The sequence below is a fragment of the Plantibacter sp. VKM Ac-2885 genome (genome assembly GCF_015351205.1).
In the GTDB taxonomy this organism is placed as follows: domain Bacteria; phylum Actinomycetota; class Actinomycetes; order Actinomycetales; family Microbacteriaceae; genus Plantibacter; species Plantibacter auratus.
In genome coordinates, this window is the sequence record NZ_JADKSK010000001.1 from 1938452 (window position 1) to 1959770 (window position 21319).

Here is a 21319-nt window from a genome sequence, read left to right on the forward strand (position 1 = left end):
CCTCCCTCAGGAGGCGGGCCTTCGTCGTGCAGCCGGGTGCTGCGGAAGCCTGGTCAGCCGACGTGCTTGAGCCAGATCATGCCGAGCGGAGGGAGCGTGAGCTCGGCGGAAGCCGGGCGTCCCGCCCACGGTGACGCCGACGCCTCGACCGATCCGTAGTTGCCCACGCCGGATCCGCCGTACTCCACGGCGTCGGTGTTGAGGAGTTCCTCCCACCGACCCGCGCGAGGCAGACCGACCCGGTACGGGCCGACGGGGGCGCCGGAGAAGTTGACGAGCGCGGCGATCACGTTGCCGTCGTCGTCCCAGCGCAGGAAGGAGAGCACGCTGTTCTGCGCGTCCCCGGCATCGAGCCATTCGAAGCCGGCGGCGTCGTGGTCGAGGGCCCAGAGGGCCGGGTGCTCCGTGTACACGGCGTTGAGTCGGGACACGAGGCCGAGCAGTGCCCGGTGGCTCGGCTGGTCCAGGATCCACCAGTCCAGCCCGCGTTCCTCCGACCATTCGGAGGGCTGACCGAACTCCTGGCCCATGAAGAGCAACTGCTTGCCGGGGTGGGCCCACATGAAGGCGAGGTAGGCCCGCATGTTCGCGAGTTGCTGCCAGTGGTCCCCGGGCATCTTCGCGAGGAGGGACCCCTTGCCGTGGACGACCTCGTCGTGGCTGATCGGTAGGAGGAAGCTCTCGCTGAAGGCGTAGACCATCGAGAAGGTGATCTCGCCGTGGTGGTGCGACCGGTAGAGCGGGTCGTGCTCGATGTACTGGAGCGAATCGTGCATCCAGCCCATGTTCCACTTCAGGCCGAACCCGAGTCCGCCCTCGCTCGTCGGCGCGGTGACGCCGGGCCAACTCGTCGACTCCTCGGCGATCATCACGATGCCGGGGTTCCGTCGATAGGCCGTCGCGTTCGCCTCCTGGAGGAGACTGATCGCTTCGAGGTTCTCGCGCCCGCCGTGGACGTTCGGCAGCCACTCGCCGTCCTTCCGCGAGTAGTCGAGGTACAGCATCGAGGCGACGGCGTCGACGCGCAGGCCGTCGACGTGGAACTCCTCGAGCCAGTAGAGGGCGTTGGCCACCAGGAAGTTCTTGACCTGGGGCTGGCCGAAGTCGAAGACGAGGGTGCCCCAGTCCGGCTGTTCGCCACGTCGCGGGTCGGGGTGCTCGTAGAGGGGCTGACCGTCGAAGTTCGCGAGGGCCCACTCGTCCTTGGGGAAGTGGCCGGGCACCCAGTCCATGAGGACGCCGATCCCCGCGCCGTGGAGACGGTCGATCAGGTACTTGAGGTCGTCGCTCGAACCGAAGCGGCTCGTCGGCGCGTAGTAGCCGGTGACCTGGTAGCCCCAGGAGCCGCCGAAGGGGTGCTCGGCGAGTGGCATGAACTCGACGTGCGTGTAGCCGAGCTCCGCGATGTACTCGATGAGCTGGTCCGCGAGGTCCCGGTAGCCGAGCCCGGGACGCCAGGAGCCGACGTGGAGCTCGTAGACGCTCATGGGTCCGTTGTGCGGATCACTCGCGGCTCGCCGATCGAGCCACGCCTCATCCGTCCAGCGGTAGTCGCTGACACCGGTCACGGATGCGGTGGCGGGGGAGCGCTCGGTGAACCGGGCCATCGGGTCGGACCGACGGACCCAGTCGCCGTGCTGGGTCAGGATCTCGAAGCGGTACAGCTCGCCGGCGCCGATGGTGGGGATGAACAGCTCCCAGACACCCGTCGCACCCATGTTGCGCATGGCGTGCGCCGTGCCGTCCCAGGAGTTGAGGTCGCCGATGACCCGGACCGCACGTGCGTGGGGTGCCCAGACGGCGAACGCGGTGCCGGCGACCGACTCGGTGACCCCACACAGCTCGGTGACGTGTGCGCCCAGGGCGTCCCAGAGCCGTTCGTGGCGACCCTCGCCGATGAGGTGCAGGTCGAGTTCGCCGATCGACGGCGCGAACCGGTACGGGTCGTCGGCGTTCCAGATCGATCCGTCGCTGTAGCGGGCGTCGAGCGTGTAGTCGATGATGCCGTCGACGTGGAAGCCCTGCCAGATGCCTGCGCGGATGTGCGCGAGCTCGACGCGCGCTCCGTTGGCGAGCACCGCCGTGACCTGCTCGGCCAGCGGGCGTCTGGCGCGGACGACCACGAGGGGGTCGCTCACCCCGCCGAGGTCGACCAGGTGCTGGCCGAGGATCTCGTGCGGATCGTGGTAGCGGCCCTCCGCGACGGCGTCGAGGATCCAGTCCTCGACGGAGGGGAGCGGGAGCTCCCGGGGCGCCGGTGTGGCGTCGACCGGCATCGGTGCGGCTCGACGGCCGGAGCGCTTCGGTGCAGCGGCTCCGTCTGGGGTCACAGGGCTGGTGGTCATGGTCGGATCCTCACGCTCAGGATGTGCACGGGCTCGGTGAAGGCGTCGAGGCGCACGAAGTTGCTGTCGGACCAGATCCACTCGGCTCCCGTGACGAGGTCCGTGACGTCGAAGCTGCCGCCAGGGACGCCACCGAACACGGTCTGGTCGAGGTGCACCATGGTCTGTCGGACCGAGTGCGGATCGAGGTTGGCGACGACGAGCAGGGTGTCGTGCTCACCGGTGCCGGTGAACCGCTGGTCGAGATGCTTGCTGAAGACGAGGATCTGGTCGTCGTCGCTCCAGTGGAAGCTGATGTTGCGCAACTGCCGGAGGGCGGGATGCGCACACCGGATCTGGTTGAGCAGGGTGAGGTACGGCGACAGCGAGGTGCCGGCGGCTTCCGCAGCGGCCCAGTCCCGCGGACGGTACTCGAACTTCTCGCTGTCGATGTTCTCCTCGGCTCCGGGACGGGCGACGTTCTCGATGAGCTCGTACCCGGCGTAGACCCCCCACGTCGGAGCGGCGGTCGCGGCGATCGCCGAACGCACCTTGTACGCCGCCCGGCCACCGAACTGGAGGTATTCGGTGAGGATGTCCGGCGTGTTGACGAACAGGTTGGGCCGGAGGAAGTCGGCGGTCTCGGTCGCTGCCGCGCCGAGGAACTCCTCGAGCTCCTCCTTCGTGTTGCGCCAGGTGAAGTAGGTGTAGCTCTGCTGGAAACCGACTTTCGCCAGACCCTGCAGCAGGGCCGGACGGGTGAAGGCCTCCGCGAGGAACACGACGTCGGGGTCTGTCCGGTTGACGGTCGCGAGCAACCACTCCCAGAAGTCGAGCGGCTTGGTGTGGGGGTTGTCGACGCGGAAGATGCGCACGCCGAGCGAGATCCAGTGGCGGACGATGCGCAACACCTCGGCCCGGATGCCCTCGGGGTCGTTGTCGAAGTTGACCGGGTAGATGTCCTGGTACTTCTTCGGCGGGTTCTCGGCGTACGCGATCGTGCCGTCGGGGAGGGTCGTGAACCACTCGGGGTGCTCGGTCACCCAGGGGTGGTCCGGCGATGCCTGGAGGGCGAGATCGAGGGCGACCTCCAGGCCGACCTTCTTCGCCTGGCGGACGAAGGCGACGAAGTCCTTCTCCGTGCCGAGGTCGGGATGGATCGCGTCATGACCGCCCGCGGCACCACCGATCGCCCAGGGGGAGCCCGGGTCGTGCTCGCCGGGTGTGAGGGTGTTGTTCGGTCCCTTGCGGAACGTCACGCCGATGGGGTGGATGGGCGGCAGGTAGAGGACGTCGAACCCCATCGCGGCGACGGCCGGCAACCGCCCGGCTGCGCTGCGGAAGGTGCCCGACGTCCAGGAGCCGTCCGGGTTCCGCACGGCACCCTCCGATCGCGGGAAGAACTCGTACCAGGAACCGACGCCGGCCCGGGTGCGCTCGACGCGGACCACGCGCTCGTCGCTCGTGCTCGCGAGACCGGCGAACGGCCGGCGGTCGGCGATGGCCAGGAGTTCTGGATCGTCGAGCACCGCGAACCGGGCTTCCGGCTCGGCGTCGGTGTCTCGGAGGAGCTTGGCGGCGGCGGTGAGGAAGCGGCGGTCCTTCGCCGGGCGGAGCTTGTCCGTCGCGGCGCGCTCGAGGAGTTCCGCGCCGATGAGGTACATGAGATCGACGTCGACGCCGGCCTCGATCTTGACCCGGGCGTTGTGCTCCCAGGTCGAGAACTCGTCGGCGAAGGCGCGGACCTGGTACCGCCAGGTGCCCTCCGTCGCGAGTTGGACCTCGACCTCGAAGCGGTCCGTGCCCGGCGCGCCCGGAGCCATCCGATGCGCGACCGTCTTCCCGCGCGGATCGGTGAGCAGGAGCTCGACGCCGATGAGGTCGTGTCCTTCGCGGAACGCGGTCGCGCCGAACGGCACCACCTCGCCCGCGAACGCCTTGGCCGGCCAGCGGCCACCTTCGACCGAGGGGGTCGGATCCAGGATCGGGATGCGCCCGATGCTCGGGGACAGCGTGAGCGACACCGGTACGGCGTCGTCGACGGTGGAGGACTGCGGTACTGACTTCGGCATAGTGCGTTCCATCTCCTTCGGTGCCACTGGTCCGACCGTACCGCGAAACGACCACCGATGAAGGGGCGCGCGGGGTGTCGCGCGTCATGCTAAGGCCTCGGGCGCTGCCGTGCCCTGAGCGGCCGCTGCGGTTGCCATAGAGTGAGCGCGTGAAGGCTATCCGCAGGTTTACCGTCCGCGCGCTCATCCCCGAGTCCCTGACCTCGCTCACCGCCCTTGCTGCGAACCTGCGGTGGTCGTGGCACGAGCCGACGCAGCGCCTGTTCGACGAGATCGCACCGGACGTCTGGCGCGAGTCCGACCACGATCCGATCAGCGGCCTCGGACTCGTGACACCGGAGCGACTGGCGGAACTCGCCGCCGATGCGGACTTTGTCGGCCGGGCCGACGCCTTGCACGCCGACCTCCGCCGGTACCTGGAGGAGCCGCGGTGGTACCAGGGCCTCCCGGACCCGAAACCGCAGACGATCGCCTACTTCTCGCCCGAATTCGGTATCGCCGCGGCCCTGCCGCAGTACTCGGGCGGCCTCGGCATCCTCGCCGGCGACCACCTGAAGAGCGCGTCCGACCTGGGTGTGCCGCTCGTCGGCGTGGGCCTCCTCTACCGCTCCGGATACTTCGCGCAGTCGATCACGAACGACGGCTGGCAGCAGGAGTCCTATCCCGTGCAGGACCCCGACGGACTCCCGGTCACGGTGCTCCGGGAACCGGACGGGACACCGGTCACCGTCACCCTGGCGCTCCCCGACGACCGGAGCCTGTCGGCACGGGTCTGGATCGCCGAGGTCGGTCGGGTGCCACTGCTGCTGCTCGACACGGACATCCCGGAGAACGTCGCCGACCTGCGCGGGGTGACGGACCGGTTGTACGGCGGTGGCGGCGAGCATCGACTCCTGCAGGAACTCCTCCTCGGCATCGGCGGCGTCCGAGCGATCAAGCAGTGGAGCGAGCTCACGGACCACGCGCTGCCGCAGGTCTACCACTCCAACGAAGGCCACGCCGGTTTCCTGGGGCTCGAGCGGATCAGCGACCTCGTCGGGAACGGACTCTCCTTCGACGAGGCGCTGCAGCTCGTGCGCGGCGGGACCGTCTTCACGACGCACACCCCCGTTCCGGCCGGGATCGACCGGTTCGACCGTGAGGTGATCACGCGCTACTTCAGCGGTGACCTACTCCCGGGCGTCGCCGCACCGGACGTCCTCGCACTCGGCGACGAGACGGCGAACGGCGGCTCGGCCGACGTCTTCAACCTGGCGATCATGGGCCTGCGTCTGGCGCAGCGCGCGAACGGCGTCAGTCGGTTGCACGGCGAGGTGAGCCGGGCGATGTTCCGAGGCCTCTGGCCCGGCTTCGATGTCTCGGACGTGCCGATCACGTCGATCACGAACGGAGTCCACGCCCCGAGCTGGACCGATCCGTCGCTCGTCGACCTCGCCGTGGACCGGTGGGGGACGACCGACACGAGTCGGGCGGACTGGTCCGATCCGTCGCTCTCGGACGCCGAGCTCTGGTCGCGCAAGCACGGGATGCGGGAGCGCCTCGTCGCCGACGTACGGCGCCGGATCGCCGATGGTTATCGGACCCAGAACCCGCAAGCGGTGCTCCCGTCCTGGATCGACGAACTGCTCGACCCCGAGGTGTTGACGATCGGGTTCGCCCGGCGGGTGCCGAGCTACAAGCGGCTCACCCTCATGCTGCGCGATCCCGACCGACTGCGCGCGATCCTGCTCCACCCCGAACGGCCCGTCCAGATCGTCGTCGCGGGCAAGGCACACCCGGCGGACGACGACGGCAAGCGACTCATCCAGCGCCTCGTACAGTTCGCCCAGGATCCCGAGCTCCGATCGCGCATCGTCTTCCTGCCGGACTACGGCATCGGGATGGCCAAGACGCTCTACCCCGGCTGTGACGTGTGGTTGAACAACCCGCTGCGTCCCCTCGAGGCCTGCGGGACGTCCGGCATGAAGGCCGCGCTCAACGGAGCACTGAACCTGTCGATCCTCGACGGATGGTGGAACGAGTACGCGGACGGCGAGAACGGTTGGGTCATCCCGTCGGCGGACGGGGCGGCGGACGACGAGGAACGCGACGCCCTCGAGGCCACGGCGCTGTACGAGATCCTCGAGCACCAGCTGGTGCCCCGGTTCTACGAGCGCGAGGACGACGGGCTGCCGCAGCGTTGGATGCAGATGGTGCGACACACGATCTCGACGCTGTCCGAACCGCTCAGTGCCGACCGCATGGTCCGCGAATACACGGAGCGCATGTACCTCCCGGCGGCGGCGATGGAGCGCGAGCTGAACGCGTCCGATCAGCAGCGGGCGCGCGAGCTCGCGGCATACAAGCAGCGGGTGCGCGAGGCCTGGCCACAGCTGGCGGTCGCCCATGTCGAGAGCGGCGGTGTCGACGCGGTCCCGCAGGTCGGTGACGTGCTGCGGCTGCGCGCCTACGTCCAGCTGGGATCGCTGTCACCCGAGGACGTGACCGTCGAGGTGGTCTGCGGGGTACCCGGTGCCGGGGGAGAACTGCTCGAGATCCGGACGCAGCCGCTCGAGCAGCAGCAGTCCCCGTCGACGAGTCGGCCGGAGCACACGCTCGAGTACGCGGGGACGCTTCCCCTCGATCGGGCCGGAGGGTTCGGGTACACGGTGCGCATCGTGCCGAGACACGGGCTGCTCCTCACCCCCGCGGAGCTCGGGCTCGTCGCCGTGGCGGACCAGTAGGGCGATCTCCTCGAGGGATCCGACTATCTGGCGATCCGCGCGACGACGGCGGAGACGGCCGATCCGAGGTCGGACGGGGCGAGTTCGAGGTCGAACCCGCGCCGACCACCCGAGACCAACACCGTCTCGTGCTCGAAGGCGCTCTCGTCGAGCACCGTCGGGAGCGTGGTGCGCTGCCCGATCGGGCTGATGCCGCCGACCACGTAGCCCGTCTTCCGCTCGGCGACGGCAGGGTCCGCCATCGTCGCCCGCTTCCCGTCGAGGGCCGCCGCGAGCGCCTTGAGGTCGAGTTGGTCGGCGACCGGGACGATCGCGACGACGAGCGACCCGTCCACCTCCGCCAGCAGGGTCTTGAACACCCTGGGCGGGTCGACCCCGAGCGCCGTGGCGGCTTCGAGACCGAAGGCCGTCACCGACGGGTCGTGTCGGTAGGAGCGCGGGGTGAAGGGGATGCCCAGCGAGGTCAACGTCACCGTCGCCGGCGTGCCGCCGCCCTCGGCCCTGCGTTTCGCCATCGTCAGACGGCTCGGAAGAGCTGCATCGACGTCGCCGAGACCGGGACCGTCTGGCCGGGGAGGAACTGCTCCTCCTCGGACATCGGTGCGTCGTCCGCGGAGTTCCAGATGAGCACGAACGCGGTCACGCCCTCGTGCTCGGGCAAGGTGACCTCGACCGGCTGCTCGACGCCGTGCACGATGAGCAGCACGCGGTCGAGGTCCTCTGACTCCGGCGTGCTGGTCGAGAAGAACTGCAGTGTCCGGTTCCGCGGGCTCGTCCAGTCCTCGGTGCTCATGGTCCCGCCCGAGGCGTCGAACCAGTCCATGACGCTCGCGCCGGGCACCGTCGTCCCGGCGGCGGCGAAGTGCTCCGGTCGGAGGGCGGGGTGTTCGCGGCGCAGTTCGAGGAGCCGGCGGCTGTGCGCGAGCAACTGGTCCTGCCAAGGCTCCCTCGTCCATCCGACCCAGGTCAGCTCGGAGTCGTGACAGTAGGCGTTGTTGTTGCCGCGCTGACTCCGCCCGAACTCGTCGCCCGCCGTGAGCATCGGGACACCCGCCGACAGCAGGAGCGTGCCGAGCAGGTTCCGCATCGCCTTACGACGAGCGGCGAGGATCGCGGGGTCGTCCGTCGGGCCCTCGGCACCGTGGTTGAAGGAACGGTTGTTGTCCGTGCCGTCGCGGTTGGACTCGCCGTTCCCGACGTTGTGCTTGACGTCGTACGAGACGAGGTCGGCCAGGGTGAACCCGTCGTGGGCCGTGATGAAGTTGACGGAGGCCAGCGGACCGCGCTCAGCGGAGAAGGTGTTGCTCGATCCGGCCAGACGGGTCGCGAACCCACCGATCCCGACCGGGGCGTCCGCCCGTCTCGCGTAGTCGATGTCGGAGAGCCAGAAGTTGCGGACGCGATCCCGGTACCGGTCGTTCCACTCGTGCCAACCGGCGGGGAAGTTCCCCGTCTGCCAGCCGCCCATCCCGACGTCCCAGGGCTCGGCGATCATCTTCGCGTCGACGAGCGACGGGTCGTGGACGATCGCCTCGAGCAGGGGGTGGTCGGGCGTGAACTCGACCGCCTCGTTCCGACCGAGCGTCGCGGCGAGGTCGAACCGGAAGCCGTCGATCTGCACCTCGTCCGCCCAGTACCGCAACGAGTCGAGTACGAGCTGCTGCGGGACCGGGTGGCCGAAGTCCACGGTGTTGCCGCAGCCCGTCACGTCGATGTAGGCGCCGGTGGCGTCCTGACGGTAGTAGGTCGCGTTGTCGATGCCGCGGAAGCTCGTGCGGGGGCCGCCGGGCCCCTCCTCGGCGGTGTGGTTGTAGACGACGTCGAGGATGACCTCGAGGCCGGCCTGGTGCAGCAGCTTCACCATGCCCTTGAACTCGCGGAGGACCTCGTCCGCTCCACCCGCCTGAGCTGTCCTCGTCGCGTAGGAGGCGTGTGGACTGAAGAAGTTCAGGGTGTTGTAGCCCCAGTAGTTGACGAGGCCCTGCTTGATGAGACGCTGCTCAGAGGTGAACGCGTGCACTGGAAGCAGTTCGACGCTCGTCACGCCGAGATCGTGCAGATGCGCGATCATCGCGGGGTGGGCGAGGCCCGCATACGTGCCCCGCAGCTCCTCCGGGACATCCGGGTGCAGCTTGCTCAGCCCCTTGACGTGCGCCTCGTACACGACGGTCCGGTCGAGCGGGACACGGGGTTTCTGCACACCGCCCCAGTCGAACGCGTCGTCGACGACGACGGAACGCCACTGCTCGGCCGACACCCGGGCGAGGCCGCGGGCGTAGGGGTCGAGCAGCAGCAGGCTCGGGTCGAAGGCGTTGTTCGGCGAGGACGGCCCGGAAGCGCGGACCGCATAGCGTCGGCCGAGCACCAGCTCCTCGGAACTCCCACTCCAGATTCCATCGTCGTCTCGGGTCATCTCGACCGAGTGGGTGATCCAGTTCAGATCCTTGTCGTCGAAGATCACGAGTTCGAGGGCATCCGCGTGCTCGGACCACACACGGAGCTCACCACCGGACGGGCCGAGGCGGACGCCGAGATCGTGGAAGGGGTCACCAGCGTTCATGGGTTCTACAGTAGTGAGTGCGGGAGTGCGCGAAGATCCGCGGACACCGCGGCGAGGGGAGGAGCGGCATGGTGGTGTACCTGGACCACGCCGCGACGACCCCGGTGCGATCCGAGGTGATCGAGGCCTACGCGTCCGCGATGGCGACCGTCGGCAACCCCGCCTCCATCCACGGCCCCGGGCAGCAGGCCCGCCGCCTCCTCGAAGAGGCGCGTGAGCGGGTCGCAGCGACCCTCGGGTGCGACCCCATCGAACTCGTCTTCACCTCAGGCGGAACCGAATCCATCAACCTCGCCCTCAAGGGGCTCTACTGGCACCGCCAGCAGGATCGACGCCGCGCCGCCGTACTCGCACCGGCAGGCGAGCACCACGCCACGCTCGACACCGTCGAATGGCTCGAACGCCACGAGGGGGCGTCCCCGCTCTGGATCCCGCTCGACGACCTCGGCCGGGTCTCACTCGACACGGCGGCCGAGCACTTCGCCGACCACGGCCCCGACATCGCCGTGGCGACGGCACTCTGGGCGAACAACGAGGTCGGCACCATCCAGCCCGTCGTCCGGCTGGCGGCGCTCGCCGCAGCGGCCGAGGTGCCGTTCCACCTGGACGCGGTCTCGGCCTACGGACACCTCCCCATCGACCTCGCCGACCTTCGCGCCGCATCCGGATCGCTCGGTGCCAGTGGTCTCGTCGCGCTCAGCGTCTCCGCGCACAAGATCGGTGGTCCAGTGGGGATCGGAGCCCTGGTCGTGAGCCGCGCAGCCGTGGTGGAGCCGTTGCAGCACGGTGGCGGACAGCAGCGCGGACTCCGCTCCGGCACGCAGGACGTCGCGGCAGCCGTCGGGTTCGCCGTCGCCGCGGAGCTCATGGCGCTCGAGCGGACCGCGGAGCAGGAGCGTCTCAGCGCCTTGCGCGACCGACTCGTGGCCGGCGTGCGCGCGACCGTTCCGGAGGCGGAGCTGACGGGTGATCCCAGCGAGCGACTCGCGTCGAACGCGAACTTCGTGTTCCCCGGCGCACAGGGAGACTCGATGCTCTTCCTCCTCGACCTCGCAGGGGTGGCGGTCTCGACGGGTTCCGCCTGCCAGGCCGGCGTCCCGGAACCGTCGCATGTCCTGCTCGCGATGGGACGCCCGGAGACGGAGGCCCGATCGGTCCTCCGGATCACGCTGGGTCGGACGACGACCGAGACGGACGTGGACGACTTCCTCCAGGCCCTGCCGCGCGCGTACGCACAGGCGAGTCGGGCCGGTTCCGCCGACCGCGACACGGCGCTGGGCGCTCGTCCCTGAGCAGCCGTCCCGTCACCGCTTGCGGGTGGCCGTCCAGCGGCTGGCGCGTAGACTTGCCCGGTGAAAGTTCTGGCAGCGATGAGTGGCGGAGTCGACTCCGCCGTGGCAGCGGCACGCGCCGTCGACGCAGGCCATGAGGTGGTCGGCGTCCACCTGGCGCTCAGCCGGATGCCGGGCACGCTCCGCACCGGCAGTCGCGGGTGCTGCACCATCGAGGACTCGATGGACGCCCAGCGTGCGGCGAACCTGATCGGCATCCCGTACTACGTGTGGGACTTCTCGGAGCGCTTCAAGCTCGACGTGGTGGACGACTTCATCGCCGAGTACCGCGCCGGCCGGACCCCGAACCCGTGCATGCGTTGCAACGAGAAGATCAAGTTCGCGGCGTTGCTCGAGAAGGCGCTCGACCTCGGGTTCGACGCGGTCGTGACCGGTCACTACGCCACGATCGTCACGAGCCCCGAGGGCGATCGTGAGCTGCACCGCGCGAGTGCCTGGGCGAAGGACCAGTCGTACGTCCTGGGCGTGCTCACCGCCGAACAGCTCGCGCACTCGATGTTCCCGCTCGGCGCGACACCGTCGAAGGCCGAGGTCCGAGCCGAGGCCGCGGAGCGCGGCTTCACGGTGGCGAACAAGCCCGACAGCCACGACATCTGCTTCATCCCCGACGGCGACACGAAGGGCTGGCTGGGGGAGCGGGTCGGCACCGAGACCGGCCAGGTCCTCGACCGAGACGGAGCCGTCGTCGGTTCGCACGAGGGTGCGCACGCCTTCACCGTCGGCCAGCGCAAGGGCCTGCACCTCGGCGTGCCGGCGCCGGATGGACGTCCGCGCTTCGTCCTCGAGGTGCGTCCGAAGGACAACACGGTCGTCGTCGGGCCGAAGGAGGCGCTCGCCATCGGCGAGATCGCCGGTTCGCGCTTCACCTGGGCTGGGAGGGCTCCGGAGGTCGGTGTCGCACCGATCCCGTGCGACGTCCAGATCCGTGCGCACGCCGACCCGGTCCCCGCCGCACTGACGCTCGTCGACGGCGAGCTCGTCGTCCACCCGGAGACGCCGCTGGACGGCGTCGCTCCCGGACAGACCGCCGTGCTGTACAGCGGGACGCGCGTCCTCGGCCAGTTCACGATCGACCGCACCGTCAGTGCGGTGCCCGTCGGAGCCGCCGCCTCCGCCTGAGGACGCCGCAACGACGGAACGCCCGACGAGCCGGCAGGCTCGTCGGGCGTTCCGCGTCGGTCGTCAGGATCGGGTCTGTGCGCCCGCCTTGGACTTCTTGGGCTTCTTGACGAAGAGCGTCTCCGCCTCCTCGAGCGTCAGGCCGTTCGTCTCGGGGATCTTCGCGAGGACGAAGACGAACGAGAGGAGCGCGAACAGCGCGTACATGCCGTAGGTCACCGGCAGGGAGAACGCGGCGAGGGCCGGGAAGCTGACCGTGATGAGGAAGTTCGCGATCCACTGCGCCATCGCCGCGACACCGAGTGCCTTCGCGCGCAGGCGGTTCGGGAAGATCTCGCCGAGGAGCACCCAGACGAGCGGTCCCCACGACGCGCCGAACGCGACGACGAACACGTTGGCGGCCACCAGGGCGATCGTGCCCCACGGCTGGGGCAGTGAGACCTCGCCGGCGCTGTCCGTGACCGACTGTGTGAACGCGATCGCCATCGCGCCGAGCGAGACCGTCATACCGATGGAACCCGCGAGGAGGATCGGCCGTCGACCGATGCGGTCCACGAGCAGGATGGCGACGACGGTGACCGCGACGTTCGTCACCGAGGTGATGACCGAGATGAGGAGCGAGTCGGACTCCTGGAACCCGACGGCCTTCCACAGCGTCGTCGAGTAGTAGAAGATCACGTTGATGCCGACGAACTGCTGGAAGATCGACAGGATGATGCCGATCCAGACGATCGGCAGGAGCCCGAAGCGTCCGCCCCAGAGGGTCGCCTTCTTCTGCTGCTCATCGTCCTTCACCGCCTGCTCGGCGAGCTTGACGGCGCGATCCACCTCCTCCTGCGGCCAGACGGTCGCGAAGATCCGACGGGCCTCGTCCGACTTGCCCTTGCGGACGAGGAACCGGGGCGACTCGGGGAGCCGCATCGCGAGCACGCCGTAGACCACGGCCGGGAGCGCGCAGGCGATGAACATCCAGCGCCAGGCCTCGACGCCGAACCACAGCGGGTTCGAGGCGCCGCCGGCGGCGCCCGCCAGGACGGAGTCGGACAGGAGCGCGGCGAAGATGCCGAGCGTGATGGCGAGCTGCTGCAGCGAGGCGAGACGACCTCGGATGGCGCTCGGCGCGATCTCGGCGATATACGCCGGAGCCACGACCGAGGCGATGCCGATACCGAGTCCGCCGACGATGCGCCAGATGACGAGGTCCCAGGGGGAGAAGGCGAAGCCGGCTCCGAAGGAGGAGATGAAGAACAGGCCGGCACCGAGCAGCATCGTGAAGATGCGGCCGCGGCTGTCGGCGATCCGGCCCGCGAGGTAGGCGCCGAGCGCGCAACCGAGCAGCGCTGACGCGACCGCGAAGCCGATGAGCGCCTCGCTGAGCGCGAAGTGGTCCTGCATCGCGTCGACCGCGCCGTTCACCACGGAGGAGTCGAACCCGAAGAGGAAGCCACCGACCGCGGCCGAGACGGAGATGCCGATGACGCGCGCGGTCAGCTGCTTGCTGGTAAGAGCCGCCCCCGTTCCCGGACTGCTGGACTGGGACATGGTTCCTCCGATTCCGCGCGCATGGTTCCTGCGGCACTGCGACACCATACTCCTCGATGAGACCCGTCCCGACCCCGTTGCGCACATCCGGGAGGACGTGCCGGGTGTCAAGCGCCCGCCGGTGTCGGACGCCGCTCGTAGACTGGACGCCGTGGCGAACAGCACCGGACAGACCCTCCAGCAGGCATCGACCGAGGCCGAGGAACTCACCTCGCGCATCCTCGAGCTCCGCGACGCGTACTACGAGCGCGACGAGTCGCTCGCCTCCGACGAAGAGTACGACGCGATGCTCCGGCGGCTCGAGGAGCTCGAGCGTCTGTTCCCCGAGCTGCAGAGCCAGGACAGCCCCACCCAGACCGTCGGCGGGCGTGCCGAGACCACGCTGTTCGCCCCCGTCACCCACCTCGAGCGCATGCTCAGCCTCGACAACGTCTTCTCGATCGAGGAGTTCCTCGCCTGGGCCGCCAAGGTCGAGCGCGACGCCGGAGGGTCCGTCCAGTACCTCTGCGAACTGAAGATCGACGGCCTCGCCATCAACCTCCGGTACGAGCGCGGCCGCCTCGTGAGCGCGGCCACGCGCGGCGACGGCGTCGTCGGCGAGGACGTCACGGAGAACGTGCGGTACATCCGTTCCATCCCCGAGCGCCTGACGTCGTCCGACCCCGAGGTCGAGTTCCCGGAGGTCGTCGAGGTCCGGGGCGAGATCTTCTTCCCGGTCGAGGCCTTCCGCGAACTGAACGCCAACCAGGCGGCGGCCGGTGAACGGGTCTTCGCCAACCCACGCAACGCGGCGAGCGGTTCCCTGCGCCAGAAGGCGGAGAGCAAGAACCCGGCCCAGCTCGCACTCATGCACGACCGGCTCGGCCGCCTGCAGATGCTCGTCCACGGCATCGGCGCGTGGGAACAGCCGCCCGTCGCCCGGCAGTCACAGGTCTACGAGTTGCTGCACAGCTGGGGGCTCCCGACCTCCTCGCACTACCGGGTCCACGACGAGGCGACCGGTGCGGCGGACTTCATCGAGTACTTCGGCGCCCACCGCGACAGCGTCGAGCACGAGATCGACGGCGTCGTCGTGAAGGTCGACGATCTCGCGCTCCACGGCGAGCTCGGCGCGACGAGTCGTGCTCCGCGATGGGCCATCGCCTACAAGTACCCGCCCGAGCAGGTGAACACGAAACTGCTCGACATCGTCGTGAGCGTCGGGCGCACCGGCCGCGCCACCCCGTTCGCTGTCATGGAGAAGGTGCTCGTCGCCGGCAGCGAGGTGCGTCAGGCGACCCTGCACAACCAGGACGTCGTGAAGGCGAAGGGGGTGCTCATCGGCGACACCGTCGTCCTCCGGAAGGCCGGCGACGTCATCCCCGAGGTCCTCGGCCCGGTGGTCGAGCTCCGCGACGGTTCGGAGCGGGAGTTCGTCATGCCCGAGCACTGCCCCGAGTGCGGTACCCCCCTCGCCCCCGCGAAGGAGGGCGACATCGACCTGCGCTGCCCGAACGCGCGGAGCTGCCCGGCGCAGGTGCGCGGACGCGTCGAGCACATCGGCTCCCGTGGCGCGCTCGACGTCGAGGCGCTCGGCGAGGTGGCGGCAGCGGCGCTCACCCAGCCGGTGGAGCCCGCGGAACCACCGCTGACGACCGAGGCCGGACTCTTCTCGCTCACGATGGCCGACATCTTCCCGGTCACGGTGATCGTCCGCGACAACGAGACCGGGCTGCCCAAGCTCAACGAGGACGGATCCGAGAAGCGCGTCACGCCCTTCCGCCGCCGACGCGCCAAGAAGGACGGCGTGCACGATCCGGCCGCGGCCGAGTTCGACGGCGACGAGTCCTCGGTGCCGTCCAAGAACGCGATCGAACTCCTCGCCAACCTCGACGGCGCGAAGACCCGCCCGCTCGCACGGTTGCTCGTGGCACTCAACATCCGCCACGTCGGCCCGGTCGCCGCCCGGTCACTCGCGGAGTACTTCGGTTCGCTCGACGCCATCCGTGCGGCCACCCGCGACGAGCTCGCAGAGGTCGACGGCGTGGGCGGGATCATCGCCGACGCCCTCATCGCCTGGTTCGAGGTCGACTGGCATCGCGAGATCGTCGAGGAGTGGACTGCGGCGGGCGTGCAGTGGGCGACACCCGGACACCCGGGGCCGGGCGCGGCGATCGCGGCCGGTGGTGTGCTGTCCGGTGTCACCGTCGTCGCCACCGGTTCGCTCGAGGGCTTCACCCGGGAGGGCGCGCTGGAAGCGATCGTGCAGGCGGGTGGGAAGGCGGCGTCGAGCGTCTCGAAGAAGACCGACTTCGTCGCCGCCGGCCCGGGTGCCGGGTCGAAGCTCGCAAAGGCCGAAGCGCTCGGTCTGCGGATCATCGACGCCGAGCAGTTCGCCTTGCTCGTCTCCGCGGGTCCAGCAGCACTCGGCGAGCCGGACGCCCCGGCCGAGGATGAAGCCGAGGGTGCGGCGTCCGCCGACGAGGTGCCGACCGACTGACCTCAGTCCTGGTCGGCCTGCAGCAGCTCGTCGCGGACCTGGCGGCGCAGCACCTTGCCGATGAGCGACTTCGGGAGTTCGTCCACGACGACGACCCGCTTCGGCACCTTGTACGGGGTGAGGATCTCCCGCGCCCAGGCTCGGAGGGCATCCGGATCCACGGTGGCACCGGGAGCCGCGACGACGGCCGCGACGACCTGCTCGCCGGAGTGGGGATCCGGGAGCCCGACGACGGCGGCGTCGGCGACCGACGCGTGCCCGCGGAGCACCTGCTCGACCTCGCTCGGCGACACATTGAACCCGCCGGTGATGATGAGCTCTTTGATCCGGTCGACGACGGTCATGAACCCCTCCTCGTCGATGGACACGATGTCACCGGTGCGGAACCAACCGCCCGGGAGCAGGACGGCGGCGGTCTCCTCGGGCTTGTTGTAGTAGCCGTGGAAGACCTGCGGGCCACGGACGAGCAACTCGCCCGCCTCGCCGGCCGGACGATCGGTCTCCGGGTCGTCGGGATCCACGACGCGCACCTCGGTGCTCGGCAGCGGGAGACCGATGGTCCCAGGCTTCCGCGCGGTCGAGACCGGGTTCGCCGAGATGACCGGTGAGCACTCGGAGAGGCCGTAGCCCTCGACGAGGAAGCCGCCGGACGCGGCCTCGAACGGGACGACGAGGTCGTGCGGCAGCGGCATCGCGCCCGAGATGGCGATCTCGGTGCCCTGCAGTGACACGCCCTGCTCGGTCGCCGCGGTCAGGAGTCGGTCGGCGATGGGCGGGACGGCGGGCAGGAAGGTCGGCGGTCGCTTCTTCATGACCTTGAGGACGAGCGCCGGGTCGAACTTCGGGAAGAGGACGAGGCGCGAGCCCATGCTCATGGCGAACGTCAGGCAGAGCGTCAGGCCGTAGGCGTGGAACATCGGGAGCACCGCGTAGACGACGGCCTCCCCGCGCTTGACCGTGGGCACCCAGGCGCGGGACTGCGCCGCGTTCGCGAGCAGGTTGCCGTGGGTGAGTGCGGCCCCCTTGGGCGAGCCCGTCGTCCCGCTCGTGTACTGGATGAGTGCGAGGGCGTCGGTCGCGGGCTTCGGGTGGCTCGCCGGCAGCGGCCCCGAGGTCAGGAGCTGCTCCCACCGCACGGTGCCCGAGACCGGCGCGGTGAGCTGAGCCCGTGAGGCTCTCGCCTTCGGGATGGGCAGACGGAGAGCGGCGCGCATGTGGAGCGGCATCGCCCGGGTCACGTCGATCGTCACGAGCGAGTGCACCGCCAGGTCGGCCGGGAAGTCCTGCAGGTGCTCGGCGACCTTGTCCCAGACGATCGCGAACGTCGCGCGGTGGTCCTCGAACTGGTGGCGGAGCTCTTGGGGGGTGTAGAGCGGATTGTGCTCGATGACGACGGCGCCCAGCCTGAGGACCGCGTAGAACGCGACGATGTGCTGCGGGCAGTTCGGGAGCATGAGGGCGACGGGGTCTCCCGCCCGGACACCGAGTGCGCGCAGGCCGGCGGCGGCACGGGCGATGAGCGCCTCGAGCTCCGTGTAGGTGGTGGTCGACCCGAAGAACTCCAGCGCGACGGCGTCCGGGTAGCTCGCGGCGGAGGCTTCGACGAGATCGCCGAGGCTGCCGGTCTGCTCAGGGATGTCGTCCGGCACGTCGGCGGCGTAGCTCGCGAGCCAGGGACGCTCGTGCGGGGGACGGGGACGGCTGCTCGAGTCGTTCTGGGTCACCGTTCCACTGTAGGGGCGGAGCCCGACGGACGACCACGTCCCTGGCGAATAGACTGGAGCGACCGCCACCGCTACACGTACGGGAGACGCATGTCGGAAATCACTACCGAGCAGGTCGCGCATCTCGCGAACCTCGCTCGAATCGCCCTGAGCCAGGACGAGATCGCCCACCTCACGACGGAGCTCGACTCCATCGTGGACAACATCCAGAAGGTGCAGCAGGTGGCCACGCCTGACGTCCCGGCGACGAGCCACCCGATCCCGCTCGAGAACGTGTACCGCGACGACGTCGTCGGCAACACGCTCACGCGGGAGCAGGCGCTGCAGAACGCGCCGGAATCGGCCGACGGTCGCTTCAAGGTCTCGGCGATCCTGGGGGAGGAGCAGTGAGCGGGTTGATCGGTCTCACGGCAGCCGAGCTGTCGAGCAAGCTCCGCGCTGGCGAGGTCTCCAGCGTCGAAGCCACCCAGGCGCACCTCGACCGCATCGCGCAGGTCGACGGCGACGTCCACGCCTTCCTCCACGTGTCGGACCACGCACTCGACGTCGCCGCCGACATCGACGCACGCCGGGCCGCGGGCGAGGACCTCGGCGAGCTGGCGGGCGTCCCGCTCGCCATCAAGGACGTGCTGGTCACGACGGACATGCCGTCCACCTCGGGGAGCAAGATCCTCGAGGGGTACCTGTCACCGTTCGACGCGACCGTCGTCGCCCGGTCGCGTGCCGCCGGTCTCGTGCCGCTCGGCAAGACGAACATGGACGAGTTCGCCATGGGCTCGAGCACGGAGCACTCCGCATACGGCCCGACCCACAACCCGTGGGACCTCGACCGCATCCCCGGCGGTTCCGGCGGTGGCTCCGCTGCCGCGGTCGCCGCGTTCGAGGCGCCCATCGCCCTCGGCAGCGACACCGGCGGGTCCATCCGCCAGCCGGCGCACGTGACCGGCACGGTCGGCGTGAAGCCGACCTACGGCGCGGTCAGCCGCTACGGGGCGATCGCACTCGCCTCCTCGCTCGACCAGGTCGGGCCGGTCAGCCGCACGGTCCTCGACTCGGGCCTCCTCCACGACGTCATCGCCGGGCACGACGCCCTCGACTCCACCTCGCTCCGCGACGCCTGGCCGTCGATGGCCGCTGCGGCCCGCGAGGGCGCGCGCGGCGACGTGCTGCGCGGCCTCCGGGTCGGCGTCGTCACCGAGCTCAACGGCGAGGGCTTCCAGGCCGGCGTGAAGAGCCGCTTCCAGGAGGCGCTCGCGGTACTCGAGGCGAACGGTGCCGAGATCGTCGAGGTCTCCGCTCCGAACTTCGAGTACGCCGTCGCCGCCTACTACCTCATCCTCCCCGCCGAAGCGTCGAGCAACCTCGCGAAGTTCGACTCGGTGCGCTTCGGCATGCGGGTCACGCCCGAGGGTGGCGGCACGGTCGAGCAGGTCATGTCCGCGACGCGCGAGGCCGGTTTCGGTCCCGAGGTGAAGCGACGGATCATCCTCGGCACGTACGCGCTCAGCGCGGGCTACTACGACGCCTACTACGGCAGCGCCCAGAAGGTCCGGACGCTCATCCAGCGCGACTTCGCGGCGGCGTTCGACCAGGTCGACGTCCTCGTGAGCCCGAGCGCCCCGACGACGGCGTTCAAGCTGGGCGAGCGTATCGACGACCCACTGGCGATGTACCTGAACGACGTCACCACCATCCCGGCGAACCTCGCCGGCGTGCCCGGCATCAGCGTGCCGATCGGTCTCGCCCCGGAAGACGGTCTGCCCGTCGGCATCCAGTTCATGGCGCCAGCACGGGAGGACGCCAGGCTCTACCGGGTCGGCGCCGCCCTCGAGGCGCTTCTCGAATCGACGTGGGGGCACACCCTCATCTCGCAGGCACCCGCTCTCGGAGGTCGGTAACCCATGGCCAAGGACAAGCTCCTCTCCTACGAAGAAGCCCTCGAACTGTACGAGCCGGTGCTCGGCTTCGAGGTGCACGTCGAGCTGAACACCAAGACGAAGATGTTCTCCTCGGCGCCGAACGGCTTCGGCGACGCTCCGAACACGAACATCTCGCCGGTCTGCCTCGGTCTGCCCGGGTCGCTCCCGGTCGTGAACGAGCAGGCGGTGCGGTACTCGATCAGCCTCGGGCTCGCCCTCGGCTGCTCGATCGCACCCTCGAGCCGTTTCGCGCGGAAGAACTACTTCTACCCCGACCTCGCGAAGAACTACCAGATCTCGCAGTTCGACGAGCCGATCGCGTTCGAGGGCTCGGTCGACGTCGAGCTGGCGGACGGCATCATCGTGACGGTGCCGATCGAGCGCGCGCACATGGAGGAGGACGCCGGCAAGCTCACGCACATCGGCGGCTCCACCGGCCGTATCCAGGGTGCCGAGTACTCGCTCGTCGACTACAACCGCGCGGGTGTGCCGCTCGTCGAGATCGTCACCAAGCCGATCTACGGCACCGAGCACCGGGCACCCGAGATCGCGAAGGCCTACGTCTCCGCGATCCGCGACATCGTCGTGGCGCTCGGCATCTCCGACGCGAAGATGGAGCGCGGGAACCTCCGCTGCGACGCCAACATCTCGCTGCGCCCGCGCGGCCAGGAGAAGCTCGGCACGCGTACCGAGACGAAGAACGTCAACTCCCTGCGTTCCGTCGAGCGCGCCGTCCGCTACGAGATCCAGCGGCAGGCGGCGATCCTCAAGGACGGCGGATCCATCGTCCAGGAGACGCGGCATTGGCACGAGGACACCGGTGCCACGTCCGCCGGCCGGCCGAAGAGCGACGCCGACGACTACCGGTACTTCCCGGAGCCCGACCTGCTCCCGGTCGTGCCGTCGCCCGAACTCATCGAGGAACTCCGAGCGGCCCTGCCCGAGCAGCCGGCCGTCCGCCGCCGTCGGCTGAAGAGCGAGTGGGGCTTCACCGACCTGGAGTTCCAGGACGTCGTGAACGGTGGTCTGCTGAACGAGATCACGGCCACCGTCGAGGCCGGCGCCGCTCCGGCCGCCGCACGGAAGTGGTGGACGGGCGAGATCTCGCGGATCGCGAACCAGCGCGACGTCGAGGCGACGAGCCTCGTGTCACCCGAGCACGTCGCGGCTCTCGCGGCGCTCGTCGAGGCCGGAACGCTCAACGACAAGCTCGCACGCCAGGTGCTCGAGGGCGTCATCGACGGGGAGGGCACTCCTCAGGAGGTCATCGACGCTCGCGGTCTCGCACTCGTGTCCGACGACGGTCCGCTGATCGCCGCCATCGACGAGGCACTGGCCGCTCAGCCGGACGTCCTCGCCAAGATCCGCGACGGCAAGGTCCAGGCCGCCGGCGCGGTCATCGGCGCCGTGATGAAGGCGATGCGCGGACAGGCCGATGCGGCGCGTGTGCGCGAACTCGTCCTGGAGCGCGCCTCGCAGTAGCGGTCACTGCTGCACCCTCGGGC

General features: G+C 69.7%; 13 protein-coding genes. 7 read left to right on the plus strand and 6 right to left on the minus strand.

Annotation, left to right across the window (positions count from 1 at the left end):
* Window positions 1–53 precede the first annotated feature (53 nt).
* On the minus strand, window positions 54–2276 hold the full coding sequence (gene glgB, locus ITJ66_RS09370) for a 1,4-alpha-glucan branching protein GlgB (protein WP_194644812.1): 2223 nt from the start codon (window positions 2274–2276) through the stop codon (window positions 54–56).
* Window positions 2277–2341: 65 nt separating this feature from the next.
* Window positions 2342–4396 (minus strand): alpha-1,4-glucan--maltose-1-phosphate maltosyltransferase, encoded by a 2055-nt coding sequence (locus ITJ66_RS09375; protein WP_194644435.1) that lies wholly within the window; start codon window positions 4394–4396, stop codon window positions 2342–2344.
* Window positions 4397–4545: 149 nt separating this feature from the next.
* On the opposite strand from ITJ66_RS09375, the gene glgP reads away from it, so the two are divergent.
* Window positions 4546–7119 carry an alpha-glucan family phosphorylase gene (glgP, locus tag ITJ66_RS09380; protein WP_194644436.1) on the plus strand — a complete coding sequence of 858 codons (2574 nt, stop codon included), beginning with the start codon at window positions 4546–4548 and terminating at the stop codon, window positions 7117–7119.
* Window positions 7120–7142: 23 nt separating this feature from the next.
* Here the strand turns inward: glgP and ybaK are convergent, their stop codons facing one another.
* Together ybaK and glgX are read right to left on the minus strand one after the other, a co-directional pair.
* Window positions 7143–7634: a Cys-tRNA(Pro) deacylase gene (gene ybaK / locus ITJ66_RS09385; protein WP_194644437.1), complete on the minus strand. Its 492-nt coding sequence runs from the start codon at window positions 7632–7634 to the stop codon at window positions 7143–7145.
* A gap of 2 nt (window positions 7635–7636) precedes the next feature.
* Entirely contained in the window at window positions 7637–9679 is a 2043-nt protein-coding gene (gene glgX, locus ITJ66_RS09390) for a glycogen debranching protein GlgX (protein WP_194644438.1), read from the minus strand.
* A gap of 68 nt (window positions 9680–9747) precedes the next feature.
* On the opposite strand from glgX, the gene ITJ66_RS09395 reads away from it, so the two are divergent.
* Together ITJ66_RS09395 and mnmA are read left to right on the plus strand one after the other, a co-directional pair.
* Window positions 9748–10971 carry a cysteine desulfurase family protein gene (locus tag ITJ66_RS09395; RefSeq protein ID WP_194644439.1) on the plus strand — a complete coding sequence of 408 codons (1224 nt, stop codon included), beginning with the start codon at window positions 9748–9750 and terminating at the stop codon, window positions 10969–10971.
* A gap of 60 nt (window positions 10972–11031) precedes the next feature.
* Complete coding sequence (mnmA, locus tag ITJ66_RS09400) at window positions 11032–12150, plus strand: tRNA 2-thiouridine(34) synthase MnmA (protein WP_229938575.1); 1119 nt, start codon at window positions 11032–11034, stop codon at window positions 12148–12150.
* Between the two features lie 63 nt (window positions 12151–12213).
* Here mnmA and ITJ66_RS09405 read toward each other — a convergent pair whose 3' ends face one another.
* Window positions 12214–13692, minus strand: a complete 1479-nt coding sequence (locus ITJ66_RS09405; protein ID WP_194644440.1) for a sugar porter family MFS transporter — start codon at window positions 13690–13692, stop codon at window positions 12214–12216.
* A gap of 151 nt (window positions 13693–13843) precedes the next feature.
* Between ITJ66_RS09405 and ligA the strand changes: the two genes are divergently transcribed.
* Window positions 13844–16171 carry an NAD-dependent DNA ligase LigA gene (gene ligA, locus ITJ66_RS09410; RefSeq protein ID WP_194644441.1) on the plus strand — a complete coding sequence of 776 codons (2328 nt, stop codon included), beginning with the start codon at window positions 13844–13846 and terminating at the stop codon, window positions 16169–16171.
* Between the two features lie 2 nt (window positions 16172–16173).
* On the opposite strand, the gene ITJ66_RS09415 is transcribed toward ligA, so the two are convergent.
* A complete protein-coding gene (locus ITJ66_RS09415; protein ID WP_244175457.1) occupies window positions 16174–17895 on the minus strand; it encodes a long-chain-fatty-acid--CoA ligase in 1722 nt (573 codons plus the stop codon).
* Window positions 17896–17985: 90 nt separating this feature from the next.
* Between ITJ66_RS09415 and gatC the strand changes: the two genes are divergently transcribed.
* Genes gatC through gatB form a run of 3 tightly spaced genes read left to right on the plus strand, consistent with a single transcriptional unit; the run spans window position 17986 to window position 21296 of the window.
* A complete protein-coding gene (gene gatC / locus ITJ66_RS09420; protein ID WP_064295120.1) occupies window positions 17986–18285 on the plus strand; it encodes an Asp-tRNA(Asn)/Glu-tRNA(Gln) amidotransferase subunit GatC in 300 nt (99 codons plus the stop codon).
* Window positions 18282–19793: an Asp-tRNA(Asn)/Glu-tRNA(Gln) amidotransferase subunit GatA gene (gene gatA, locus ITJ66_RS09425; RefSeq protein WP_064295121.1), complete on the plus strand. Its 1512-nt coding sequence runs from the start codon at window positions 18282–18284 to the stop codon at window positions 19791–19793. The genes gatC and gatA overlap by 4 nt, the downstream gene beginning before the upstream one ends.
* Window positions 19794–19796: 3 nt before the next feature.
* Entirely contained in the window at window positions 19797–21296 is a 1500-nt protein-coding gene (gene gatB / locus ITJ66_RS09430) for an Asp-tRNA(Asn)/Glu-tRNA(Gln) amidotransferase subunit GatB (RefSeq protein ID WP_194644442.1), read from the plus strand.
* Window positions 21297–21319 lie beyond the last annotated feature (23 nt).